General features: G+C 67.3%; 25 protein-coding genes. 15 read left to right on the top strand and 10 right to left on the bottom strand.

The annotated features are described in order from the left end of the window. Nucleotides 1-45 precede the first annotated feature (45 nt). From JJL56_RS03375 to JJL56_RS03325, 11 genes are all read left to right on the top strand, one after another. Nucleotides 46-1,029, top strand: coding sequence for a hypothetical protein (locus JJL56_RS03375; RefSeq protein WP_200484178.1), 984 nt, complete (start codon nucleotides 46-48; stop codon nucleotides 1,027-1,029). After that, nucleotides 1,026-1,442: a phage holin family protein gene (locus JJL56_RS03370; RefSeq protein ID WP_145623592.1), complete on the top strand. Its 417-nt coding sequence runs from the start codon at nucleotides 1,026-1,028 to the stop codon at nucleotides 1,440-1,442. Before JJL56_RS03375 ends, JJL56_RS03370 begins: the two co-directional genes overlap by 4 nt. Next, on the top strand, nucleotides 1,439-2,449 hold the full coding sequence (locus JJL56_RS03365) for a hypothetical protein (protein WP_200484177.1): 1,011 nt from the start codon (nucleotides 1,439-1,441) through the stop codon (nucleotides 2,447-2,449). The genes JJL56_RS03370 and JJL56_RS03365 overlap by 4 nt, the downstream gene beginning before the upstream one ends. 287 nt (nucleotides 2,450-2,736) lie before the next feature. Beyond that, nucleotides 2,737-3,219, top strand: coding sequence for an SUF system Fe-S cluster assembly regulator (locus JJL56_RS03360; protein ID WP_145623594.1), 483 nt, complete (start codon nucleotides 2,737-2,739; stop codon nucleotides 3,217-3,219). A gap of 49 nt (nucleotides 3,220-3,268) precedes the next feature. After that, complete coding sequence (gene sufB / locus JJL56_RS03355; protein WP_145623595.1) at nucleotides 3,269-4,756, top strand: Fe-S cluster assembly protein SufB; 1,488 nt, start codon at nucleotides 3,269-3,271, stop codon at nucleotides 4,754-4,756. Between the two features lie 32 nt (nucleotides 4,757-4,788). Further along, a complete protein-coding gene (gene sufC, locus JJL56_RS03350; RefSeq protein ID WP_145623596.1) occupies nucleotides 4,789-5,541 on the top strand; it encodes a Fe-S cluster assembly ATPase SufC in 753 nt (250 codons plus the stop codon). Between the two features lie 2 nt (nucleotides 5,542-5,543). After that, nucleotides 5,544-6,899: a Fe-S cluster assembly protein SufD gene (gene sufD / locus JJL56_RS03345; RefSeq protein WP_200484176.1), complete on the top strand. Its 1,356-nt coding sequence runs from the start codon at nucleotides 5,544-5,546 to the stop codon at nucleotides 6,897-6,899. A 14-nt stretch (nucleotides 6,900-6,913) separates the two neighbouring features. After that, on the top strand, nucleotides 6,914-8,182 hold the full coding sequence (locus tag JJL56_RS03340) for a cysteine desulfurase (RefSeq protein WP_200484175.1): 1,269 nt from the start codon (nucleotides 6,914-6,916) through the stop codon (nucleotides 8,180-8,182). Continuing rightward, nucleotides 8,179-8,646, top strand: coding sequence for a Fe-S cluster assembly sulfur transfer protein SufU (gene sufU / locus JJL56_RS03335; protein ID WP_145623599.1), 468 nt, complete (start codon nucleotides 8,179-8,181; stop codon nucleotides 8,644-8,646). Before JJL56_RS03340 ends, sufU begins: the two co-directional genes overlap by 4 nt. A 23-nt stretch (nucleotides 8,647-8,669) precedes the next feature. Then, on the top strand, nucleotides 8,670-9,077 hold the full coding sequence (locus JJL56_RS03330) for an iron-sulfur cluster assembly protein (RefSeq protein ID WP_145623600.1): 408 nt from the start codon (nucleotides 8,670-8,672) through the stop codon (nucleotides 9,075-9,077). 16 nt (nucleotides 9,078-9,093) lie between these two features. Then, nucleotides 9,094-9,450 carry a HesB/IscA family protein gene (locus tag JJL56_RS03325; protein ID WP_200484174.1) on the top strand — a complete coding sequence of 119 codons (357 nt, stop codon included), beginning with the start codon at nucleotides 9,094-9,096 and terminating at the stop codon, nucleotides 9,448-9,450. Nucleotides 9,451-9,520: 70 nt separating this feature from the next. On the opposite strand, the gene JJL56_RS03320 is transcribed toward JJL56_RS03325, so the two are convergent. Genes JJL56_RS03320 through JJL56_RS03310 form a run of 3 tightly spaced genes read right to left on the bottom strand, consistent with a single transcriptional unit; the run spans nucleotide 9,521 to nucleotide 12,059 of the window. Beyond that, the gene (locus JJL56_RS03320; RefSeq protein ID WP_200484173.1) at nucleotides 9,521-10,138 is read right to left on the bottom strand and encodes a hypothetical protein; all 618 of its coding nucleotides are present in this window, start codon (nucleotides 10,136-10,138) and stop codon (nucleotides 9,521-9,523) included. Nucleotides 10,139-10,143: 5 nt separating this feature from the next. Further along, on the bottom strand, nucleotides 10,144-11,328 hold the full coding sequence (locus tag JJL56_RS03315) for a M48 family metallopeptidase (protein WP_200484172.1): 1,185 nt from the start codon (nucleotides 11,326-11,328) through the stop codon (nucleotides 10,144-10,146). 5 nt (nucleotides 11,329-11,333) lie between these two features. Then, a complete protein-coding gene (locus JJL56_RS03310) occupies nucleotides 11,334-12,059 on the bottom strand; it encodes a hypothetical protein (protein ID WP_200484171.1) in 726 nt (241 codons plus the stop codon). Nucleotides 12,060-12,300: 241 nt separating this feature from the next. On the opposite strand from JJL56_RS03310, the gene pepN reads away from it, so the two are divergent. Further along, nucleotides 12,301-14,958: an aminopeptidase N gene (gene pepN, locus JJL56_RS03305; protein ID WP_200484170.1), complete on the top strand. Its 2,658-nt coding sequence runs from the start codon at nucleotides 12,301-12,303 to the stop codon at nucleotides 14,956-14,958. A gap of 88 nt (nucleotides 14,959-15,046) precedes the next feature. Here the strand turns inward: pepN and JJL56_RS03300 are convergent, their stop codons facing one another. The 3 genes from JJL56_RS03300 to JJL56_RS03290 form a co-directional block, all read right to left on the bottom strand. After that, complete coding sequence (locus JJL56_RS03300) at nucleotides 15,047-15,427, bottom strand: c-type cytochrome (RefSeq protein WP_145623607.1); 381 nt, start codon at nucleotides 15,425-15,427, stop codon at nucleotides 15,047-15,049. 129 nt (nucleotides 15,428-15,556) lie between these two features. Beyond that, complete coding sequence (locus JJL56_RS03295; RefSeq protein WP_200484169.1) at nucleotides 15,557-16,228, bottom strand: SRPBCC family protein; 672 nt, start codon at nucleotides 16,226-16,228, stop codon at nucleotides 15,557-15,559. A 102-nt stretch (nucleotides 16,229-16,330) separates the two neighbouring features. Further along, nucleotides 16,331-16,792 (bottom strand): hypothetical protein, encoded by a 462-nt coding sequence (locus JJL56_RS03290; RefSeq protein ID WP_200484168.1) that lies wholly within the window; start codon nucleotides 16,790-16,792, stop codon nucleotides 16,331-16,333. A gap of 235 nt (nucleotides 16,793-17,027) precedes the next feature. On the opposite strand from JJL56_RS03290, the gene folK reads away from it, so the two are divergent. The 3 genes from folK to JJL56_RS03275 all read left to right on the top strand — a co-directional run bounded on the left by folK (nucleotide 17,028) and on the right by JJL56_RS03275 (nucleotide 18,447). Next, nucleotides 17,028-17,534 (top strand): 2-amino-4-hydroxy-6-hydroxymethyldihydropteridine diphosphokinase, encoded by a 507-nt coding sequence (gene folK, locus JJL56_RS03285; RefSeq protein ID WP_145623610.1) that lies wholly within the window; start codon nucleotides 17,028-17,030, stop codon nucleotides 17,532-17,534. 144 nt (nucleotides 17,535-17,678) lie between these two features. Then, nucleotides 17,679-18,086 carry a dihydroneopterin aldolase gene (locus tag JJL56_RS03280; RefSeq protein ID WP_200484167.1) on the top strand — a complete coding sequence of 136 codons (408 nt, stop codon included), beginning with the start codon at nucleotides 17,679-17,681 and terminating at the stop codon, nucleotides 18,084-18,086. 202 nt (nucleotides 18,087-18,288) lie between these two features. Then, nucleotides 18,289-18,447 (top strand): hypothetical protein, encoded by a 159-nt coding sequence (locus JJL56_RS03275; protein WP_186452815.1) that lies wholly within the window; start codon nucleotides 18,289-18,291, stop codon nucleotides 18,445-18,447. Between the two features lie 60 nt (nucleotides 18,448-18,507). On the opposite strand, the gene JJL56_RS03270 is transcribed toward JJL56_RS03275, so the two are convergent. From JJL56_RS03270 to JJL56_RS03255, 4 genes are all read right to left on the bottom strand, one after another. Then, nucleotides 18,508-18,867, bottom strand: coding sequence for a hypothetical protein (locus JJL56_RS03270; RefSeq protein WP_145623612.1), 360 nt, complete (start codon nucleotides 18,865-18,867; stop codon nucleotides 18,508-18,510). Nucleotides 18,868-19,092: 225 nt separating this feature from the next. Further along, the gene (locus tag JJL56_RS03265) at nucleotides 19,093-19,353 is read right to left on the bottom strand and encodes a hypothetical protein (RefSeq protein ID WP_145623613.1); all 261 of its coding nucleotides are present in this window, start codon (nucleotides 19,351-19,353) and stop codon (nucleotides 19,093-19,095) included. Nucleotides 19,354-19,503: 150 nt separating this feature from the next. Continuing rightward, nucleotides 19,504-20,370, bottom strand: coding sequence for a universal stress protein (locus tag JJL56_RS03260; RefSeq protein ID WP_200484166.1), 867 nt, complete (start codon nucleotides 20,368-20,370; stop codon nucleotides 19,504-19,506). A gap of 139 nt (nucleotides 20,371-20,509) precedes the next feature. Continuing rightward, nucleotides 20,510-22,069 (bottom strand): bifunctional aminoglycoside phosphotransferase/ATP-binding protein, encoded by a 1,560-nt coding sequence (locus JJL56_RS03255; RefSeq protein ID WP_200484165.1) that lies wholly within the window; start codon nucleotides 22,067-22,069, stop codon nucleotides 20,510-20,512. Nucleotides 22,070-22,272: the final 203 nt, after the last annotated feature.

Genomic DNA, 22,272 nt, shown 5'->3' with positions numbered 1-22,272 from the left:
CTGCGGCCGGGACACACCCGCAGCCGACCCCGAGGAGGAAAACAGATGGCAGACCGCGATACGTTGGGCACCGGCGAACCGAACCGCAAGACGCCGGACCCGATGGCGAACCGTGGGGCGAACACGGGAATGGGCAACGATCGTCCGCAGAACAGGAGTTCCTCGGACGATCTCAACCGCATGGCCGGCGAGGCCACCGATGCCGGCCGCGACACCATCGACGCCGCCCAAGGCCGCATCCGTTCGCTTCTGGAAATGCAGACGGGACGCGCCGCCGACCAGCTGGGCAGCGTCGCCAACGCGCTTCACAAGGCCGCCGAGCAGTTGAACGAGGAGAACAACGGCACCGCCGCCCATTACGCCGGGCAGGCCGCCGACCGGGTGGAGCGGGTGGCTGATATGCTGCGCAACTCCACCGTGGACGACATGGTCGGCCAAGTGGAGCGTTTCGCGCGACGTCAGCCCGAGGTGTTCGTCGGCGCCGCCTTTGCCGTCGGCTTCCTGTTCGCCCGCTTCGTCAAAAGCTCCGGAGAACGGCGAATTCGCGGCGCGTCGTCGTCGCGTCTGACCGGCGGCTATGGTCGGCATGACCTTGGCCGTCACAAACAGGACCATCACGACTACCGGGACTTCGGCCTGCGGGGCGCCGACCGCGCCGGTCAGGAGGCTCTGCGCACCGACCGGGATCTGGCGGGCCATCCCCGGGGCATGACCGGTGGGGTTTCCGGCGCCTCGTCCATGGGAGGTGACGCCGCGCCGCGCCCGAGGTCCGGCATATCGTCCGGCATGACCTCCACCGGCATGACGTCGGCGGCGGCCATAACCTCGGCGGGGGGTGGGATCGGCCGGAACCAGGAAAGCCCGCGTCCGCTGAACGCCGCCTCCGCGGCGACTTCCGCCGCCCGCACCCGTGACGCCGCCGAGATGGTCGCCGGCACGACCCCCGGCAGCGCGTCCAACACCACGCCGGGCGCCGCCTCCGAAACCAAGCCGGTGTCCGGCACTCCGATCCAGGGGATCAAACCATGAGCGCTGCGGAGGACCGTTCCTACGATCCGCGGCAAGACCGACCCATCGCCGGCCTGTTCGCCGATCTGGCGCGGGAAACCACCAACCTCGCCCGCACCGAGATCGAACTGGCCAAGGCCGAGCTGACCGAGAAGGCCGGTCAGGCCGCGGGCGGTGCGGCGTATGTCGTGGCCGGCGGGCTGATCGCCTTCGCGGGCGTTTTGGTCCTGCTGGGCGCGGCGGTGCTGGCCTTGTCGAACGTGGTCGAGCCCTGGCTGGCCGCGGTCATCGTCGGGGCCGTCGTGCTCATCATCGGCGGCGTGCTGGCGATGATCGGCAAGAAGCGGCTGAGCCCGGAGAATCTCCAGCCGCAGCGCACCATCGAGACGCTGCGGGACGACAAGCGCTGGGCCCGCTCCCAGCTTGCCCGATGAACGGCGGTGAAAAGGGGCGCGCAACGCCCCGCGACTACGACGCGATGCAACGGGAGATCCGCGAACGCCAGGCCCGGATCGGCGACACGATCCAGGTCCTGAAGCGCAAGACCGCGCGGCTCGCTCCCCGTCACCTGATGGAGCAGACCATGAACCGGATGCACACCACCACCGGCGGCTACGGCGAACGCGCCCAGGACCGCTATTATGAGCCGATCCGCAACCAGACCCACCAGCGGTCCCATTCGGTCGGCGACACCATGCGCAGCAACCCGATCCCGCTCGCCATGATCGGCATCGGACTGGGCTGGCTGGCCCTGACCGCCTCGGGCTACGACCGGCGCATCGCGCGCAGCGGAGCGATGCACAACGTCCGTGACCGCGCCGGCAGCGCCGCGCAGTACGCCCGCGACACGTTCTACAGCGCCGGCGACAGCGTGCGCGAGGCCGCCAGCCACGCCTACGAGCGCGCCAGCGACGCAGCCAGCCACGTCTATGAACGGGCCAGCGACGCCGTGGACGAGGCCGGCGACCGCGTGCGCGGCCTGACCGACCAGGCCCGCGAGCGGGCGCACGACCTGACCGACCACGCCCGCGACCGGGCGCAGGGCATGCGCCGGGACATGAGCAGCCGCGTGGACAGCCACATCGGCAACCATGGCGGCAACCATGGCGGCACCAGCCACTTCCGGGCGTCGGACCGGCTGCACAGCGCGACCGGGCGCTTCTGGGAGATGGTGGACGATCACCCGGTGGTGGCCGGCGTGATGGGGGTCGCCTTGGGCGCCGCCTTGGGCGCCAGCATCCCGACCTCCCGCTATGAGGACCGCTGGGTCGGCGACTATGCCGACGAGGCGACGCACCGCGCCAAGGAAATGGCCCGTGACGCCATGGACCGCGGCACTCGCGCCGCCCACGCGGCGGTCGAAGCCGCCAAGGAAGAGGTCGGCGATGCGGTGAGCGCGGCCAGCGACGCGGCTCGGGAAGAGGCGCGCAAGCCGGGCTGATCCGGTTTCGCTCACGGCTCCCCCCTCGGCTCCTTTCGGGTTCCACGCTGACTGCACCGGCCCTGCGGCTTCAACCGCTGGGCCGGTTTTTCTTTGTCCTACCGTTCCGCATGGTTTCCTCTTGCCGGACTCCAGCCCGCGACAGTTCGCCGCAGCGTGCGCCGCGTGCAGTCCTGCCATCCTTATACCCGAGTGTTTTTCCCGGTTATCCGGCAGCGGTTCCGCTTGACAAAGGTCCTATGATGGCCACTTAATCAGGACCAATTTAGTCCTGTATCGGGGTGGTCATGATCCGGCTGAGCAAGCTGACCGACTACGCCATCGTCGTGATGAGCGAAATGGCGCGCCATGTGGGCACGGTTCACACCGTCTCCCATCTGGCGGAGCGCACGGGCGTGCCCTCCCCCACGGTCGCCAAGCTCATGAAGACGCTGACCCCGGCGGGCCTCACGACCTCGCACCGCGGTGCCGCCGGTGGTTATGCGCTCAGCCGCTCCGCCGATGCAATCTCTATCGCCGAGATCATCACAGCGCTCGACGGCCCGATCGCGCTCACCGCCTGCGTGGAGGGCGGCGACAGCCAATGCGGCGTGCAGCGCCTGTGCCCGATGCGCGGCGGCTGGGAGAAGGTCAACAGCGCCATCCGCGGCGCGCTCGAACAGGTAACGCTGGCCGACATGATGGGACCGCCCGCTTGGGCGGACGGCCCACCCGGCCCGCTCGACAAGATTGGAGCCGGCCCAGTCCCGGCACGGCGCGCCGCCGTCTGACGTTTCGGCGCCTTCATCGGACAACGCTTTCAGGGAACGAGAGACAAGCATGGCCGCCACGACCGAAACCGTCGAACAGGTCCGCGCCGTCACGGAGCAGAAGTACAAGTACGGCTTCACGACGGACATCGAATCGGATGTCGCGCCCAAGGGCCTGAATGAGGACATCGTCCGCTTCATCTCCGCCAAGAAGGAGGAGCCGGAATGGCTTCTCGAATGGCGCCTGAAGGCGTTCCGCGCGTGGCTGGAGATGGAAGAGCCGCGCCATTGGGCGAAGCTGTCCTACCCGCCGATCGACTTCCAGGACGCGCACTATTACGCCGCGCCCAAGATGAAGGACCGCCCGAAGTCGCTGGACGAGGTCGATCCCGAACTGCTGAAGACCTACGAGAAGCTGGGCATCCCGCTGCGCGAGCAGGAGATCCTGGCCGGCGTCGAGGGGGCCGAGGGCAAGAGCCCGGCCATCGCCGTCGACGCCGTGTTCGACAGCGTCTCGGTCGCCACCACGTTCAAGGCCAAGCTGGAGGAGATGGGCATCATCTTCTGCGCGATCTCCGAGGCCGTGCACAAGTGTCCGGAGCTGGTTCAGAAGTATCTCGGCTCGGTCGTTCCCTACACCGATAATTTCTACGCGACGCTGAACTGCGCGGTCTTCACCGACGGCAGCTTCGTCTACATCCCGAAGGGCGTGCGCTGCCCTATGGAGCTGTCGACCTACTTCCGCATCAACCAGGCCAACACCGGCCAGTTCGAGCGGACGCTGATCATCGCGGACGAGGGCAGCTACGTCAGCTATCTGGAAGGCTGCACGGCGCCGCAGCGCGACGAGAACCAGCTTCACGCCGCGGTGGTCGAGCTGGTGGCCCTGGACGACGCGCAGATCAAATACTCGACGGTCCAGAACTGGTATCCGGGCAACGCGGATGGCGTCGGCGGCATCTACAACTTCGTGACGAAGCGGGGCGCCTGTCGCGGCCGCAACTCCAAGATTTCCTGGACGCAGGTGGAGACCGGTTCCGCCATCACCTGGAAGTACCCAAGCTGCATCCTGCAGGGCGACAATTCGGTGGGCGAGTTCTATTCGGTCGCCATCACCAACAACTTCCAGCAGGCCGACACCGGCACCAAGATGATCCACATCGGCAAGAACACCCGCTCGACCATCGTGTCGAAGGGCATCTCCGCCGGGCGGGCGCAGCAGACCTACCGAGGGCTGGTCAAGATCCTGCCGAAGGCGGAGGGTGCGCGCAACCACACCCAGTGCGACAGCCTGCTGATCGGCGACCAGTGCGGCGCCCACACGGTGCCCTACATCGAGAACCGCAACCGCACCGCCCGCGTCGAGCACGAGGCGACAACCGCCAAGATCAGCGAGGACCAGCTGTTCTACTGCCGCCAGCGCGGCCTGTCGGAAGAGGACGCCGTGTCGCTGATCGTCAACGGCTTCTGCAAGGAAGTGCTGAAGGAGTTGCCCATGGAGTTCGCCGTGGAAGCCCAGAAGCTCGTCGGCATCAGCCTCGAAGGCAGCGTCGGCTGACCGCCCACCGTATCGCGAAGGAAGAAGAAACGATGATCGAGATCAAGAACCTGCACGCCACGGTGGACGGCAAGGAAATCCTCAAGGGCATCGACTTGACGATCGGTCCGGGCGAGGTGCACGCCATCATGGGGCCGAACGGCTCGGGCAAGAGCACGCTCAGCTACGTGCTGGCCGGCCGCGACGGCTACGAGGTCACCGAAGGCTCGGTGAGCTTCTTCGGCAAGGACCTGCTGGAGATGGAACCGGAGGAGCGCGCCGCCGCCGGCCTGTTCCTGGCCTTCCAGTACCCGGTCGAAATCCCCGGCGTCGCCAACACCACCTTCCTGAAGTCCGCCCTGAACGCCATCCGCAAGAAGCGCGGCGAGCCGGAGCTGGACGCCATGCAGTTCCTGAAGCTGGTGCGCGAGAAGACCAAGGCGCTGAGCATGACCGACGAGATGCTGAAGCGCGCGGTCAACGTCGGCTTCTCCGGCGGCGAGAAGAAGCGGAACGAGACGCTCCAGATGGCTGTCCTCCAGCCGAAATTCGCCATCCTCGACGAAACGGACAGCGGCCTGGACATCGACGCGCTGAAGATCGTGGCCGAGGGCGTGAACGCGCTCCGCTCGCCGGAGCGGTCGATGCTGGTCATCACCCACTACCAGCGCCTGCTCGACTACATCGTGCCGGACCATGTGCATGTGCTGGCCTTCGGCAAGATCCAGCGCTCCGGCGGCAAGGAGCTGGCGCTGGAGCTGGAGAAGAACGGCTACGCCGAGTTCGGCGTGAACGAGGCGGCCTGACCATGGCGACGACAACCCTCACGAAGGCGCCGCGGGGCTACGACCCGGCGGCGGCCAAGCCCTTCCTGGAGCAGTTCGACCGGGTCAGGGACGGCTTGCCCGGCGGCGGACTGTCCTGGCTGAACGACCTGCGCACCCAGGGCCGCGCCCGCTTCGCCGAACTCGGCCTGCCGACGGTGAAGAACGAGTCCTGGCGCTACACCAACCTGCGCGCGCTCGACAAGCTGGCCTTCCAGCCGGCGGCCGCGACCGGCGAAGGGGTCCGCTTCGACGTGCTGCCGACCGTTCGCGCGGACGGCGCGACCGGCCCGCGGCTGGTCTTCGTGGACGGCCGCTTCCGGGCGGAGCTGTCCTCCACCGCCGGCCTGCCGGCGGGGGTCGAGCTGCTGAACCTCGCCGACGCCCTGGCGCGCAAGCCCGATCTGGTGGCCGAGCATCTGGGCCGCATCGCCGCCCCCGACGACCAGACGCTGGTCGCGCTGAACACCGCCTTCCTGGCGGACGGCCCGGTGCTGCATGTGCCGCGCGGCGTCACGGTGGAGGAGACCATCGAGCTGGTCTTCGTCTCCGTCGGCACCGAGGCGCAGCCCACCGCCTTCCATCCGCGCGGCCTGATCGTCGCCGAGGCGGACTCCCGCGCCGTGATCGTCGAGCATCATGTGGGCCTGGGCTCCTGCACCACCTTGTCGAACGGCGTGACCGAGGTCTTCGTCGGCGAGGGCGCGTCGGTCCACCACTACAAGGTCCAGCGCGAGCACACGGACTCCTTCCACCTGTCGCACACCGCGGCGAAGGTGGCCGGCAAGGGCGTCTACGACAACTTCATCCTGACCATCGGCGCCAAGCTGTCGCGCAACGAGGTGAACAGCGTTCTGGACGGCGAGGAAGGCGACACGCATGTCAGCGGCGCCTACATGGTGCGCGGCGGCCAGCATGTCGACACCACGACCTTCATCGACCACGCCAAGCCCTGCTGCACCAGCCGCGAGGTCTACAAGGGCGTGATCGACGACCAGGCCCGTGCCGTCTTCCAGGGCAAGATCATCGTCCGCCCCAACGCGCAGAAGACCGACGGTTACCAGCAGAACCGCGCGCTCCTGCTGTCCGACACCGCGGAGATCGACGCGAAGCCGGAGCTGGAGATCTACGCCGACGACGTGAAGTGCAGCCACGGCGCCACCGTGGGCGAGTTGGACGACGACCAGCTCTTCTACCTGCGCGCCCGCGGCATCGACAAGGACACGGCGCGCGGCCTGCTGATCGGCGCCTTCCTGTCCGAGGCGCTGGAGGAGATCGCGGAGGAGAGCGTCCGCGACGCCTTCCAGAGCTACGTCGCCAACTGGCAGAACGCGCGCTGAGGAGGGACCCGGACATGGACACCCAAATCACCAACACCCTCGCCGGCTACGACGTCGAGCGCGTTCGCGCCGACTTCCCCATCCTGTCGCGCACCGTGCACGAGCGGAAAGGCAAGCCCGGTAAGCCGCTCGTCTACCTGGACAGCGCCGCCTCCGCGCAGAAGCCGCGGCAGGTCATCGACGCCATGACCCGCTTCCTGGAGGAGGATTATTCCAACATCCACCGGGGCGTCCATTTCCTGTCGCAGACCGCGACCGACCAGTTCGAGGAGGCCCGCCGCAAGGTCGCCCGCTTCCTGAACGCCCCGTCGGAGCGCAACATCGTCTTCACCCGCAGCGCGACTGAGGCCGTCAACCTCGTCGCCCACAGCTATGGCCGGACCTTCCTGTCGGAAGGCGACGAGATCATCGTCTCGGTCATGGAGCACCACGCCAACATCGTGCCGTGGCAGCTCCTCCAGATGGACAAGGGCATCCGCATCCGCGTCGTCCCGGTGGACGAGCACGGCGTGCTGGACCTGAACGCCTACGAGGACCTGCTGTCCGACCGCACGAAGCTGGTGGCGATGACCCACTGCTCCAACGTGCTGGGCACGGTGACGCCGGCCAGGATCATCGCCCGCATGGCGCACGAGCGCGGCGTGCCGGTGCTATTCGACGGCAGCCAGGCCGCCGTGCACGGCGTGGTGGACGTGCAGGACATCGACGCCGACTTCTACATCATGACCGGCCACAAGCTCTACGGCCCGACCGGGACCGGCGTGCTCTACGGCAAGTACGATCTGCTGAAGAAGATGCCCCCATACCAGGGCGGCGGCGACATGATCGAGAGCGTCAGCTTCGAAGGCACCACCTTCAAGGCTCCGCCGGCCCGCTTCGAGGCCGGCACCCCGGCGATCACCGAGGTCATCGGGCTGGGCGTGGCGCTAGACTACATGGAAAAGCTGGGCCGCGAGGCCATCGCGGCGCACGAGCACGACCTGCTCCAGTACGCCACGCAGCAGCTTTCCCAGATCGACGGCCTGCGCGTTTACGGCACCGCGCCGGGCAAGGGTCCGATCATCTCCTTCACGCTGGAGGGCGTGCACCCGCACGACCTCGGCACCATCGTGGACCAGTACGGGGTCGCCGTCCGCGTCGGCCGCCACTGCGCGGAGCCGCTGATGGAGCGTTTCGGGGTCGGCGCCACGGCGCGGGCCAGCTTCGCCCTTTACAACACGCGGGCGGAGGCCGACGCTCTGGTCGAATCGGTGATCGCGGTGAAGGAGTTCTTCGGAGCATGATGGACGAACTGCGCGAGCTGTACCAGGAAGTGATCCTGGACCACGGCAAGAATCCCCGGAACTTCCGGCATCCCGACGATGCCAACCGGGAGGCCAAGGGCGAGAACCCGATGTGCGGCGATCGCTTCATGGTCTATCTGAAGCTGAAGGACGGGATCGTGGAGGATGTGGCCTTCCAGGGCCGCGGCTGCGCCATCTCCACCGCCAGCGCGTCCATGATGACGGAGGTGATCAAGGGCAAGACCGAGGCGGAAGCCAAGGCCCTGTTCGAGACCTTCCACGACCTGTGCACCAAGGACGACCACGACCACGGCCACCACGGTCCGGTGGACGAGGACGCCATGGAACGGCTGATGGTGCTGTCCGGCGTCCGTCAGTTCCCGGTGCGCGTGAAATGCGCCACCCTCGCCTGGCACGCGATGAACGCGGCCATCGAAGGCGAGGACAAGGCGAGCAGCGAGTAAGTTGCAGGAAACGGTGAAACGCGATGCCCGATGACGCGATCTCCAAGGAAGCCGACGCCGCGGAGGCCAAGCCGATGAACCAGACCGAAGCGGACATGGCTGCGGCCAAGGCCGCCTACGACCCGCGCGCCGCGCTGAGCGAGGCGGTGATCTCGGCGCTGAAGAGCTGCTACGACCCGGAAATCCCCGTGGACATCTGGGAACTGGGCCTGATCTACCGCGTCGACATCGGCCCGAACAACGAGGTCGAGATCGACATGACCCTGACCAGCCCGATGTGCCCGGTGGCCGGCGAACTGCCGATGCAGGTGCAGCAGGCGGTTGCGTCCGTCGAGGACGTCACCACATGCAAGGTGGAGCTGGTTTGGGAACCGCCCTGGCACCAGGGCATGATGTCCGAGGTCGCTCGGGTCCAACTGGACATGTTTTAAGGAGGCGAAGATCCCCATGGCTACGGCTTCTACGGCTTCTCTCCCCAAGGCCCTTTCCATCACCGACGCCGCCGCGGAGCGCGTGCGGCTGCTGATGTCCAAGGCGACCGACGACTACATCGGCCTGCGCATCGGCGTGAAGGCGAAGGGCTGCTCCGGCCTCAGCTACGACGTGCAGTACGCCAAGGAAAAGATGAAGTTCGACGAGGTGGTGGTGGACAAGGGCGTCACCGTCCTGATCGACCCCGCCGCGGTGATGTTCCTGCTCGGCAGCGAGATGGACTACGTCGACGACAAGTTCCAGACCGGCTTCGTCTTCAAGAACCCGAACGAGAAGGGCCGCTGCGGCTGCGGCGAGAGCTTCCACGTTTGATGGGCACCGCCTCTCCCGCTTCCGGCGGGAGAGGCGTTTAACGCCGCGCATACGGGACGGGATGCACCGGTCACGCTTTGTCGATGATGCGCATCGACGCGATGATGCGGTCCACCTCCGGGGCGTATTTCGGGCGGTAGTGCAGCCGCGCCCCCTGATGGGCGACCATGTACAGCTTGCCGTTCTTCTGAACCAGGACAGCCACACCATCACGATCCAGTTCGTCCTCTCCTGAGAAGGAGAAGTCGAGGCGTATCCCCTCACCTCCGGCCACCGTCTGCGGCTTCAGCGAGCGGACCGTGAAGACCTTGGCCTTGAAGGTTTTGGTGAAGGCCGATTCGAACAGGCTGCTCAGGTCTTCGGTCGGCATCCCCGCCCGGTAGGCCGGAGGCTTTTCATCGCTTCCGGTGATGTTGAACAGGGGCCTTCCATCCTCGATCCCAGCCGCGAGGATCAGCAGGTCCAACTGTTCGCCATCGACCGTCCAGAAATCCAGATTCCCCGTGTCCGCCGCCCCCAGGGCCGTGATCCGGTTCCACTCGATGCCGGGCTGGATGGTCATGCCGCTGCGGACGGTCACCTTTTCCGTGGACGGGATGAGCGCGTAGTGCACGCAGCCGGACAGCGCCACCAAGGCGCACAGCACGGCCAGACTGCGGGCCAGGGTGCGGATTGCAAACTGCGGCATATGGATCAACTCCCCAGGGCAATGTAGCTTTGAATGAGGTCGCGGTCCGCCGCCCGCGGTGCGAGCGACAGATAACGCTGAAAGGCTTCCGCCGACGGTCCCCGCTCCCCCTGCTGGCGCAGGACGAGACCGAGGCCGCGCCAGGCTTCGGGCGGGGCGTCCGGTGTGGCAAGCGACCGCTCGTACCAGCCCCGCGCACGGCCCAGATCCCCGTTCTCGGCGCGGAGACGGTGGACCTCGCCGTAGAAATGCATGATGTCCGCATCGGGTGGGATGTCGGAACAGAGCTGGTCGAGCAGGACCAGCGTCCGCGGAAACTGGCGCATCCGCAGTTCATCCTCGAACAGCGTCCGGCGCAGGCCCCGCAAATTTCTGCGGTAAGGCTCAGCCCCGTCGGTCTGCCCAGGCTGGGCCAAGCCGGTTGCCTTCGCCTTCAGGATCGCCTGCCGCTCCTCCGGCTCCGGGTGCGACGCGAAGAAGACGTTGCGCTCGGCCTCCTCCGCCATCGCCTTTTTCTCGGCGACCAACTGCTCCCAGACGCGGGCGGCTTCTCCCGGCGCGTAACCGGCCTTCGCCATGAGCTGGATGCCGATGTCGTCGGCCTCCCGCTCCTGGTCGCGGGAGTAGGAGAATATGCTGGCGAGCAGCGCCATCTGGGTCAGACTTCCCACCGCGGGGATGCCGGCCAGGGCCAAGCCGAGGCTCAGGAACGCCCCGAAATCCGCCTTGGCCCGCGCGTCGCGCCACTTCTGCAACGAGTGCTTCCGCAGGTAATGCCCGATTTCGTGACCCAGAACGGCGGCCAGCTGCGCCTCGTTGCGGGTGCGCAGAAGAAGGCCAGAGTAGACCTGCATCATCCCGTTCGGCGCCATCGATGCGTTGAACACCGGAGTGCGCACGACATAGACCCGGATATCGGCGCAGTGGTCCGCGGTCATGCGGCACACGATGTCGCGCAGATAGGTGTTCACGGCCTCGTCGCGCACGAGGGCGCGGGAGCGCTTCAGCTCGCTCTCCGTCCGGTCCATCACCTGCCAGAGCCCGCCCTCGTCCGTCGCCGCTGACGGCCGGTAACCGGGTGTGGCGTTGCCCTCCCCCGTCCCGGTGGTCGTGCAGCCGGTCAGCGCCAAGGCCGAGCAGCAGCCGCAGCCCGCAAGAAAGCTCCGGCGGTGCATTGTCTGGCGATGCATGGCGATCATTTCGGGAAGTCCGCCAGCAGCACCTTGGCGGTTTCGCGCGCCGGTTCCACCGTGCGCAGGTCGCCGGCCCCCCGCATCAGCCGGTTGAACCAAACGATGTCCCCGGTTTCGAGATCGACCAGAGACGCGAAGCCGACCTGCGAACCGCCCTGCACCCCGACGCCCAGAACCGCCGCCGCGACCATCAAGGCGACCCGCCCACCGCTTGCGTAGCTGTCACGCACCCAGACGAACAGCGCATAATCGGCACCGGTCGCCTCCCTCAGCGTCCTGGCGGTGGTTCCCAGGGTCCAATCGAACTTGCCATGCTTGGTCGGGAGTTTCTTGACGTCGAAGAAGTGGTGGATCATGGCCGACGTGCCGACCTTCTCATGCAACCTCTGCAACTGATGCAGGGTGTCCACGACCTCCGGACTGGCCTTGCTGTCGTCGAAAGCGGCGATGCTCAGCCCCAGATCCGCCTGTTGTTCGTCGAAGGCCACGGACAGGTGACGACGCGCCGCCTCGGTCCATTCGGCCTTCGGCTCGTTCATTCCGGCGGCTGACAGTTCGCTGAGTTCGACATCCAGAGGCATCAGCACGATCCGGGTGCTGTTGCCCGGACGCTTGATCGTTTCGACATGCTTTACGGTGGATTGGCAGGCGGACACCAGAACCACCGTCAGAAGAACAGCCAGAACTCTACCGAACACGGAAAGCGCGGGAAATGATCGACCATACACGCCAAGGCTCCATCATACTGGGGTATTCACATCAATCGGGTTACCTCTTTCAGTTCTATGTATCATTAAGGGCAGATTCAACAGATATCGCCACCGGAGGTCATTGCCGCATGCCCGCATGGACAGGGCGCGATGAATGCGCCGTTGCCCCTGTCCAACGGCGTCCCGCGTCCCCACTCTCCATGCTAGAGTCCGTCCCCGCGACGCCGACACGGCCAAAACAAGGTTAGAGAAAAGCCCCATGGACAAAGGCACGCCCAAGGCCATCCGCCTGCAGGACTACCGCCCGCCCGCGCACCTGATCGAAACGGTCGATCTGTTCTTCGACCTCGGCGAGGACGTGACCACGGTCCGCGCGCAGCTCGGGCTGCGGCGCAACCCGGCGCGCGACGACGCGGCGGCGCTGCCGCTGACGCTGGACGGGCAGCGGCTGGAACTGGTGTCCGTGGCGCTGAACGGGAAGCCGCTGGGCGATGCCGACTATACCGTCACGCCGGACCATCTGACCGTCCACAGTGTGCCGGAAACCTTCACGCTGGAAACCGTCGTCCGCATCAAGCCGCAGGAGAACACCGCGCTGGAAGGGCTCTACAAGTCCTCCGGCAACTTCTGCACCCAGTGCGAGGCGGAGGGCTTCCGCAAGATCACCTATTTCGCCGACCGGCCCGACGTGATGGCCCGCTACACCACCACGATCACTGCGGACAAGGCGCGCTACCCGGTGCTGCTGTCCAACGGCAATCTCATCGAATCCGGCGACCTGCCCGACGGGCGCCATCGCGCGGTGTGGGAAGACCCCTTCCCCAAGCCCTGCTACCTGTTCGCCCTGGTCGCCGGCAGTCTGGTGCATCAGGAGGACCGCTTCCGCACCGCGTCCGGCCGCGACGTCACCCTGCGCATCTATGTGGAGCCGGGGAACGAGGACAAGGTCGACCACGCCATGCGCTCCCTCATCAAGTCGATGCGCTGGGACGAGGAGGTGTTCGGGCTGGAATACGACCTCGACATCTTCAACATCGTCGCGGTCGGCGACTTCAACATGGGGGCGATGGAGAACAAGTCCCTCAACGTCTTCAACACCAAATACATCCTGGCGAAGCCGGAGACCGCAACCGACCAGGATTTCCTGGGTATCGAGGCCGTGGTGGCGCACGAGTATTTCCACAACTGGACCGGCAACCGCGTCACCTGTCGCGACTGGTTCCAGCTGTCGCTGAAGGAAGGGCTGACCGTCTTCCGCGATCAGGAATTCTCCAGCGACATGAACTCGCGGGCGGTCAAGCGCATCGCCGACGTGCAACGCCTGCGCACCGTGCAGTTCCCGGAGGATTCCGGCGCCATGGCGCACCCGGTGCGCCCGGACAGCTATGTGGAGATCAACAACTTCTACACCCCCACCGTCTATGACAAGGGGTCGGAAGTCATCCGCATGTACCACACGCTGCTGGGTCCACAGGGCTTCCGCAAGGGCATGGACCTGTATTTCCAGAGGCACGACGGACAGGCGGTCACCTGCGACGACTTCGCCGCGGCGATGTCCGACGCCACCGGCGTGGACCTGACGCAATTCAAGCGCTGGTATCGGCAGGCCGGCACGCCGGAGTTGGACGTGACAGGCGCCTATGACGGCGCGGCCAAGACCTACCGGCTGACCGTCAGGCAGACCGTGCCGCCCACCCCCGGCCAGCCGGTGAAGGAGCCGATGCACATCCCGCTGGTCATGGGGCTTCTCGGTCCGGAGGGGGCGGACCTCCCGCTGCGCCTGACCGGCGAGGCGGAGCCCGCCGGGACCAGCCGCACGCTGCACGTCACCGAGGCCGAGCAGACCTTCACGTTCGTCGACGTGCCGGCCCGCCCGGTGCCGTCGCTGCTGCGCGGTTTCTCCGCCCCGGTGAAGCTGCGGGCCGACCTGACGGACGGCGACCTGACCTTCCTGATGGCCAACGACAGCGACGCCTTCAACCGCTGGGAGGCCGGGCAGACGCTCGCCACCCGGCTGCTGCTCTCCCTGGTCGCCGACTGGCAGGCCGGGCGGGAACTGGCTCTGCCCCAGAGCTTCATCGATGCGGTGGGCGCCGTTCTCAAGGACGCAGACCAGGACCCGGCCTTCGCCGCGCAGGCCCTGGTGCTGCCGACCGAGAGCTACCTCGGCACGCAGATGGAGGTGATCGACCCCGACGCCGTCCACGCCGTGCGTGAGTTCGCCCGCCGCCGGCTGGCCGAGGCGCTGCGGCCCGGCTGGCTGGACACGCACCGCCGCAACGCGGGCAACGAGCCCTTCTCGGTGGACGCCGCAGCCATCGGGCAGCGGGCGCTGAAGAACTTGTGTCTCGCCTATCTCATGGCGCTGGAGGACGAGGAGGCGCTCGGCCTGTGCCTCGGCCAGTATCGCGGCGCCCAGGCGATGACCGACGTGATGGCCGCGCTCCAGTTCCTAAGCAATTCCAGCGCCCCGGAGCGGGACGAGGCCGTCGCCGGCTTCTACGAGCGCTGGAAGGGCGATGCGCTGGTCGTGGACAAGTGGTTCGGGGTGCAGGCGACCTCCCACCGTCCCGACACGCTGGAGCGGGTGACGGCGCTGCTCGCCCATCCCGCCTTTGAAATCCGCAACCCGAACAAGGTCTACGCCCTGATCGGCGGCTTCGCGGGCGGCAACCCGGTGCGCTTCCACGACACCAGCGGGGCGGGTTATCGCTTCCTGGCCGATCAGGTCCTGAGGCTCGATCCGATGAACCCGCAGGTGGCGGCCCGCATGGTCGGTCCCTTCTCGCGCCTGCGCCGCTACGACGCGCCGCGCCGCGCCCTGATGAAGGCTGAGCTGGAGCGCATCGTCGCCACGCCAGGCCTGTCGCCGGACGTCTTCGAGGTGGCGAGCAAGAGCCTGGACGCCGCGGGCTGATCAAAGGTGGGCTGATCCGGAAAAAGGAAAGGGCCGGAGGATTTCCCCTCCGGCCCATCCGTACCCCCGCGCCGAGGCGCGGGCGTCTTTACTTCTGCTCGGCCAGGAAGGCGACCAGATCGTCCACCTTGGCGGCGTCCTTGATGCCGGCGAAGGCCATCGTGCCACCCGGAACGACTTCCTTCGGGGCGGTGATGTAGGCCTTCAGGTTGTCCGCGGTCCAGACCAGACCGCCGGCAGCCTTCTCCTGCATCGGCTTGGAGTACTTGAAGCCATCGATCTTGCCGGCCGGACGGTCGACAACGCCGAACAGCGACGGGCCGACCTTGTTCTTGCCCTGCTCCGTGGTGTGGCAGGCCATGCACTGCTTGAAGACGTCCTTGCCAGCGGCGGCGTCAGCGGCCTGCGCGGCGCCCGCGCCCATGGCAATGCCGGCGATCAGGGCAGCGCCCAGGATATGCTTGTTCATTGGTCAGATTCCCCCTTCCGGATGAAGCCGGCGTTCTGGTGCCGGCGGGTTCGGGCGCAGCATACACATTCTGTGGTTAAGGCCAACCCCCGAACGTGTCGCGCTCACAGCACGAACACCAAATACGGGTTATTTCATCCACACGAGAAGAATCACAAGAACGGCCACCGCGACCAGCGCCGCCCAGGGTACATAAAAGCCGCCCTGCCCCCGGGAGGCGGGAAGCGGGATGGGGATTTCCGGCGCGGGCGCCTCTGCGGCGGGCGTCACCGGTTGTGGAGCCGCGGCGCTTTGCCCAACGGGCTCCGCAACCGTTACAGGGGCCGGTCCGGCAATCGGCATGGACGCCGGCTCAGGCTGCGGCCCGCCGACCACCGCCGTGAATCGATTGAAGAAATCGTCCGCCATCTTGCGGGCGGTGGCGTCCACCAGACGCGAACCGATCTGCGCCAGCTTGCCGCCGACCGTGGCGTGGGCTGTGTATGACAGGATCGTCGCCTCGCCGTCCGGTTCCAGCGAAACCTTGGCGCCGCCCTTGCCGAAGCCGGCCGCCCCACCGGAGCCCTCCCCGGTGATGGTGTAGCCGTTGGGCGGGTCGAGATCCGACAAAGTCACCTTGCCGGAGAACTTGGCACTGACAGGCCCCACCTTGGCGACCACCTTGGCGGTGAATTCCGTGTCGGAGGTCTTCTGCACCTCCTCGCAGCCGGGAATGCACTGGCGCAGGATGTCCGGATCGTTCAGCGCCGCCCAAACCTTGTCCCGCGGGGCCGTGATGCGCTGGCTGCCGCTCATGTCCATGACGTGATCCTCCCCTGCCTTTGTTCACAGCCAAGCCATAGCCGGACGATACGGCAAGGCCGCAACCGGCGACAGTCCCCCTTTCAGCCAGGAAGGGACGGTTCAGCGCGGGGCGGGCGGCACGCAGTTCTGCACGATCGGCGTGCAGGCGGACAGCGAGGCGTTGGCCGGGTAGGACACCTGCTCCACGAGCCCGCCCGGCCCCAGGACGAAGGTGGCCTCGCACATGCCGGGAGACGAGGAACCGATCGGGAGCCCAAATCCCAGCCCGACGCCGACGCCGCTCGAACCGCCCCCGCCGAAGCCACCGACGCCGATGCTGCTGCCGCCCAACGGGCTGACCGCCACTCCGGGGTCGGAGACATAGGTGTAGTATTCCCGCCCACCGGCCTGGGCCTGCCGCGCCGGCACCCCGGCGCAGGAAAGCAGCCGTTCCTTCGGCATGCCGACCAGTTCGGTCTGAGCACGCCGGGCGATCTGCGGGTCCGGCCCCGTGGCGCAGGACGCCAGGAGCGCCCCGGCCAGCCCCAGAAGCGTCGCCGTCCCGACATGCCGAATCGCCATGACCATCCCCCTCCGATGCAGCATCGCACGACTGGCACAACCCCGCCCGCCGCTTGCGGTTCCCGGCGAAAGCCGGCTACCTAAACCGGAGCGTGCTCCATACCGGCCCATTCCACCGGGCGAAAAGCCGGTTTGGGATGTGACGGGGCCGCCGCCCGACGCTTTGACCGTTGATGGAACGGAGGATCATGGTATGACTGACCAGGGTTTGGTTTCGACTAGCGACGGTTCCGCGATGACCACGGTCTACCTTGCGCTCGGCAGCAATCTGGGCGACCGCGCCGCCAATCTGGCGGCCGCACAGCGGCGGCTCGCTCCGCAGGTCCGCATCACTCTGGCGTCGCCCGTCTACGAAACCGCCCCGATGTATGTGACCGACCAGCCGTCCTTCCTGAACATGGCGCTGCGCGGTCAGACCGCGCTCGGCCCGTGGGAGCTTCTGCGCCATGTCAAGGACATCGAGGCGGAGATGGGCCGTGATGTGGAAGGCGGCCTTCGCTTCGGGCCGCGCCCCATCGACATCGATATCCTGCTCTACGGCGAACTGGTTATGTATGCGCCGGAGTTGGAGATTCCCCATCCCCGCATCGCGGAGCGCGCCTTCGTCCTGGCCCCGCTGGCCGACATCGCAGGCGACCTGCAGCATCCGGCCATCGCGCGCAGCGTCGACGATCTTCTGGCCGCCGTGCCTGGGCGCGACACGGTGGTCCGCACCGGCACGGAGCTTCCGGCGGCGGTCTGACGTTGTTGCCCGTCCGACGTCGTTGGTCGTCTGACCTTGCCGAATGGGCAGGCGCCTGCGCTATAGTGGGCGCGGCGCAGCGACGAGGCGGCCGCCCCGGACGGGTCATCGACCAGGGCCGCCGCCCGCCAGGAGATGTCTTTTTTGGCCAACGATCCCGTTTCCCGACACACCGGTTCCGGTTCCCCCCGCGCAGCGGCGACCTACACCATCCTGCTGCGCGATTTCACCGCCACCGTGTCGCTCGCCGGGCACTCCGGACGCCACACCGTCCATATCAGTCTGGAGTTGAAGGTCAGTCATCCCGGTCTGGGTTTTCCCGACGACATAACCGCGGTCATGTCCTACGAGGACATCGTGGAGGACCTGCGCCGTCTGTGCGCCGAGGAGATGGTGCCCGGCCCCGACTATCTGGCCGACCGCACCGTGGCGTTGTGCATGGCCCAGCCGAAGGTCCGTCATGTGCGCGTCGACGTGGAGTTGCCGTCCCTGCTTCCCGACACGGCGGGGGCCGGCGTCACGATCATGCGCAATCGCGACGCGGAGCACTGACTCCGCCCCCCACCATCGCGGTAACCCCTTTGCCGATATAGGCATCGAACCGGTGTTCAGGCATGAACACTCAGCGGTTTCCTGCCCTTACGCCAGCCGCGATAGAATATTTCGCGATACAGCATTGTTGCGAAATACCGTATCTCAAGTACAATAGAACCACGCCGCCTCAAGGCCGGCCGGAATGCACAGGGAGGGTAACATGGACCATTTGACGGCTCCGACCCTGTCGGAAATCCTGGACGAGCCCATCATCGTCGCCCTGATGAATCGGGATGGCATGACTGCCGAGACGTTGCGGCAGCTTCTCGAACAGGTCGGACGCAATTTGCGCGACCGCGAGGAACGGCTGGCCGCCTGATCGGGCGGAACCGGGCGGCGCGCCCGGACCAGGCGGACCGCCGCGGGAACCAGCCGGCATTCAGCGAACGGAAACGACGCGGAAGGGGCGCTGCTCGCCATCATGTTCGGTGATGGAGATGTATTCCCCCTCCACCAGTGTATGGCGGTCGAAGCGGAAGATCGGCTCGTCGTCGTCGCTGTCGTCGGCGTCGTAATCGAACAGCCATGATTTGCCCCGATGAACGAGGCGGCCGTTCTGCTCGTCCTCGCCGCGCCAGAAGCGGCGAACCGTGCAGGCGGCCTTTTGGCTGCGCCATTCCTCCAGGTCCAGATGGCCGTCCGCGGTCAGTGGGGCGTGGAACTCATAACCATGCTCCGCGCTGCCTTCCGGATGGTCGGCGGTGCGGGCCAGTTCAAGGCGGATGGTCTTCAAGGGCACGGTCGTTCGTCCTTTGCTGGCAGCGGAACAAGACAGCGCGTTGCGGCGGCCCGACGGTTGAGGGAGCGCGCCGAGCGCACTCCCCGCCGTCCCCCCGACGCGATCCCGCCAATGCCAACCGAACAGGGGGCCGGTTGTTCCGCGCCTCCCCTTCCCCACCGCGCACCGTACCGGTGCGGGTCGAGCATTCCTTCCTGCCGCCGTCCCGCGTGTTGCGGGCTCGCTCTACAGGGCCGGGTGCTGGTGCACGAAGCCGTCCAGAACGACCGTCAACTGGCGGGCGTGGACGGTCTGCCCATGGCTGCGGGCCCGGTCGATGTCCTCGCGGATGATGCGGGCGATCCGGCGGATGCCTTCGGGGTCGTGGGCAAGGCAGCAGCCCAGTTCCACCGCCAGGATTTCCGGCAGATGCTCATGCTCCGCGATGGCGTCGATTTCTTCTTCGGTCAGATCGCTGAGCGCGATGCAATCGTCGATCGTCAACATGGCGCGTTCCTTCCCGATTGCCGGGCCTTGCCCGGACCGGAGTCCGGGTGACCCTTGTGATTGGAAACCATCGGCGTGGAGGGCGCCCGTCATCGCGGCGCCGCGCGTCGGATCGGAGAAGCCCGGCCTTTTAAAAGAGAGGCCCTGTCGTCAGTGGGCCATCAGCACGGGCAGGCCGGCGTGATTCAGCACATAGCGGGTCACGCCACCCAGGATCATTTCCCGCATCCGGCTGTGTCCATACCCCCCCATCACGAGGAGGTCGGACCCAAGCTCCGCGGCCTTGTTCATGATGGCTTGGCCGACGGGTTCCGATCCCGGCTTCAATATGGTTACCTGAACGTTAACACCATGCCAAGCGAGATATTGGGCGATGCGACGCCCTGCCGCAGCCTGGGTGTTGGAGGTTTCGGCGGTCAGCACATGGACCGTGTCAGCGCCGGTCAGGAACGGCATCGCCCCGGTCAAGGCACGAACCGATTCGGGGCTGCCGTTCCAGGCGAGCGCCACCGTGCGCCCGATCTCGTCCGGCAGGATGGCCGGCGCCAGCAGCAGGGGACGGGCCGCTCCCAGCAGGGCGCTTTCCACCGTGGCGTAAGCCTGGGTGTTGCTGTCCAGCGTGGTGTGGGCGAAGACCAGCAGATCGGCCAGCCGCCCTTCGCGCGGCACCACCTCCTCGACACGCCCCGTCTCCTCCCGCCACTGGGCGGTTGGCGCCTCGACGCCGGTGGGAATGTCGCGCAGTTCGACATCCGCGGCGCGCACCACGTCGTCGAAGGTGCGGCGGGCGGCGTGGAGGTGGGTCTTCGACTCCCCTTCGGCGGCGCGCATGATCTCCTCGACCATCGCGCCGGACATGCCCTCACCCAGCATGGGCACAGCGTCGCGCGGGTCCAGAGACACGAACAGGGCGTCGACGTGGGCGTCAAATTCGCGCGCGATCTTCAGCGCGGCGTTCAAAGCCACCGTGTCGCCGTCGAGACCGGCCAGCGGCACAAGGATCGTCTTGAGTGACATGATCTCCCCCCGGGCCGTTTCCGCCGGCCCATCTTATGGACGGTGCCTGTCGGAACGACGGCTGGATGCACCGTTTCCAGCAGCCGCGCCGCCCTCATACTAGACCATGGGGAACCGGCGGCGCCCGTTCCACCTGGAATTACACCAGTCGTTCCAGCGCAGCCACAAGCGTTTCCCCCGCATCCCTGCCAGCATTCGTACGCAGCCACTCAAGCGGGCCCAGATCATAGACGTCCTGCCGCTTGGCCACTTCCTCCGTGGCGTCGGAAGCGTCGCCCCGACGGGCGGCGATGCGGTCGATGCGCGTGCCCAGCGGCGCGTCCAGCCAGATCCCGTCGAATCGCACGCCGGCGTCCGCCGCGAGACGGGCGACGGCGGTCCTCTCCTCCGGCCGGGCATGAACGGCGTCCAGCACCACCGCGTGCCCGGCGGCCAGCACCGTCCGCGCCCGCTCCAGCAACCCGGCGTAGACCCGTTCCGTCACCGCCGGCGTGTAGGCGTCCGCGGGAAGCCGCTCCGTCTCCCCGACCCCGAACAGGCGCTTGCGCAGCGCGTCGGAGCGCAGGACCACGGCACCCGGCGACGCGCCCAGCGATGGCGCCAGGGCGCGGGCGAGCCGGGTCTTGCCGGTGCCGGACAGGCCGCCGATGGCGACCAGCCGCGGCGGCGGCGGTTCCAGCGCCGCGACGGCCTGCTTCAGATAGGCCTGCGCCTCCTCTTCCGACCTCCGCTCCGCGTCCTCGCCGGGGCGGAGCGCCGCCGTGGTGGCGGCGATCTTGGCGCGGATGGCCGCCCGCGCCGACAGGAACAGGGGCAGCGGCGCCAACGCGCCATAGTCCTCCGTCGCGTCCAGGCTGCGGTTGAGAAAGGCGTTGGCGAGGGGGCGAAGCCGCCGCCGCTCCAGATCCATCAGCAGAAAGGCGAGGTCGTAAGCGACGTCGATGACCGCCAGCCGCTCATCGAACTCGATGCCGTCGAACAGGACCGGCTTGTCGCCCAGCAGCACGATGTTCCGCAGATGCAGATCGCCGTGGCAATGCCGGACGAAGCCGTCCCGCCGCCGTTCCTCCAACAGCGGGGTCAAGCGCTCCAGCGCGGCCGCGGATTTGCGGGCCAGCGATTCGACGTCCTCCGGCGGAAACAGCGACGGTCTGGCGCGCAGTTCGGCGATGTTGCCGTCCACCACCTCCCGCATCGCCACGGCCCCGCCGCCGTCCGGGCGCGGCTCCGCGACCTTGTGAAAGACGGTCACGGCGTCGGCCAGCTTGCGAATCAACTCGTCGTCGAGACCGCCCCGCTCCGCCACGCGGTCCAGAAGGGCGTCCTGTGGAAATCGGCGCATCGCAACCAGCCAGTCCAGCGCCGTTCCACCCGCCGCATCCTCGCCGCCGAAGGCGAGCGCGCCGTCCGCCCGCCGCACCACCGACTCCAGGCCAAGATACAGGGATGGCGCGGTTCGCCGGTTCAGCCGCAGTTCCTCCAGGCAAGCCGCGCGGCGCCGCGCGACCGTCGAATAGTCGAGATAGGGGTAGCGAACCGCACGCTTCAGCTTGTAGGCCCGCTCACCGGCCAGAAAGACGATGGCGGCATGGGTTTCGACGCGCTCCACCGCCGCCCCGCCGTGGCTCGCTGGATCGGCGAGGAAGGCGACCGCCAACGGCATCGGGTCCTGGGTCGGATCGGAAGAGGCGTGCTGCATGACGGCAGTCTAGCACGCTCCCGCGATCCCCGATGAGCCCCGCCAACCGCCTGAACCTTCGCAAACAGGGCAACCCTCCCACCATTGACGTGGGGTGCGGGGCGCACGACATCTGGGAGTAGCACCGTTACGCGCTTGCGCGGGGGTGCGGTGCAACGCGTAATGCCACAACCGCGCCGAGATCGGACGCGGTAGGCTGGAGC

Origin of the sequence: Azospirillum aestuarii (assembly GCF_016632405.1) — a bacterium.
In the GTDB taxonomy this organism is placed as follows: Bacteria; Pseudomonadota; Alphaproteobacteria; order Azospirillales; family Azospirillaceae; genus Azospirillum; species Azospirillum aestuarii.
Note: the sequence above shows the minus strand (reverse complement) of the source record. Positions and strands in the feature narration are given on the sequence as shown.

Coding starts and splice junctions, on each gene's coding strand:
- folK (WP_145623610.1), top strand. CDS start 17,028: ATGACCACGGTCTACCTTGCGCTCGGCAGCAATCTGGGCGACCGCGCC.
- JJL56_RS03365 (WP_200484177.1), top strand. CDS start 1,439: ATGAACGGCGGTGAAAAGGGGCGCGCAACGCCCCGCGACTACGACGCG.
- JJL56_RS03320 (WP_200484173.1), bottom strand. CDS start 10,138: ATGCCGCAGTTTGCAATCCGCACCCTGGCCCGCAGTCTGGCCGTGCTG.
- sufD (WP_200484176.1), top strand. CDS start 5,544: ATGGCGACGACAACCCTCACGAAGGCGCCGCGGGGCTACGACCCGGCG.
- sufC (WP_145623596.1), top strand. CDS start 4,789: ATGATCGAGATCAAGAACCTGCACGCCACGGTGGACGGCAAGGAAATC.
- sufB (WP_145623595.1), top strand. CDS start 3,269: ATGGCCGCCACGACCGAAACCGTCGAACAGGTCCGCGCCGTCACGGAG.
- JJL56_RS03325 (WP_200484174.1), top strand. CDS start 9,094: ATGGCTACGGCTTCTACGGCTTCTCTCCCCAAGGCCCTTTCCATCACC.
- JJL56_RS03295 (WP_200484169.1), bottom strand. CDS start 16,228: ATGGACATGAGCGGCAGCCAGCGCATCACGGCCCCGCGGGACAAGGTT.
- JJL56_RS03255 (WP_200484165.1), bottom strand. CDS start 22,069: ATGCAGCACGCCTCTTCCGATCCGACCCAGGACCCGATGCCGTTGGCG.
- JJL56_RS03275 (WP_186452815.1), top strand. CDS start 18,289: ATGGACCATTTGACGGCTCCGACCCTGTCGGAAATCCTGGACGAGCCC.
- JJL56_RS03370 (WP_145623592.1), top strand. CDS start 1,026: ATGAGCGCTGCGGAGGACCGTTCCTACGATCCGCGGCAAGACCGACCC.
- JJL56_RS03330 (WP_145623600.1), top strand. CDS start 8,670: ATGCCCGATGACGCGATCTCCAAGGAAGCCGACGCCGCGGAGGCCAAG.
- JJL56_RS03375 (WP_200484178.1), top strand. CDS start 46: ATGGCAGACCGCGATACGTTGGGCACCGGCGAACCGAACCGCAAGACG.
- JJL56_RS03260 (WP_200484166.1), bottom strand. CDS start 20,370: ATGTCACTCAAGACGATCCTTGTGCCGCTGGCCGGTCTCGACGGCGAC.
- JJL56_RS03265 (WP_145623613.1), bottom strand. CDS start 19,353: ATGTTGACGATCGACGATTGCATCGCGCTCAGCGATCTGACCGAAGAA.
- sufU (WP_145623599.1), top strand. CDS start 8,179: ATGATGGACGAACTGCGCGAGCTGTACCAGGAAGTGATCCTGGACCAC.
- JJL56_RS03300 (WP_145623607.1), bottom strand. CDS start 15,427: ATGAACAAGCATATCCTGGGCGCTGCCCTGATCGCCGGCATTGCCATG.
- JJL56_RS03340 (WP_200484175.1), top strand. CDS start 6,914: ATGGACACCCAAATCACCAACACCCTCGCCGGCTACGACGTCGAGCGC.
- JJL56_RS03290 (WP_200484168.1), bottom strand. CDS start 16,792: ATGGCGATTCGGCATGTCGGGACGGCGACGCTTCTGGGGCTGGCCGGG.
- JJL56_RS03315 (WP_200484172.1), bottom strand. CDS start 11,328: ATGCATCGCCAGACAATGCACCGCCGGAGCTTTCTTGCGGGCTGCGGC.
- pepN (WP_200484170.1), top strand. CDS start 12,301: ATGGACAAAGGCACGCCCAAGGCCATCCGCCTGCAGGACTACCGCCCG.
- JJL56_RS03360 (WP_145623594.1), top strand. CDS start 2,737: ATGATCCGGCTGAGCAAGCTGACCGACTACGCCATCGTCGTGATGAGC.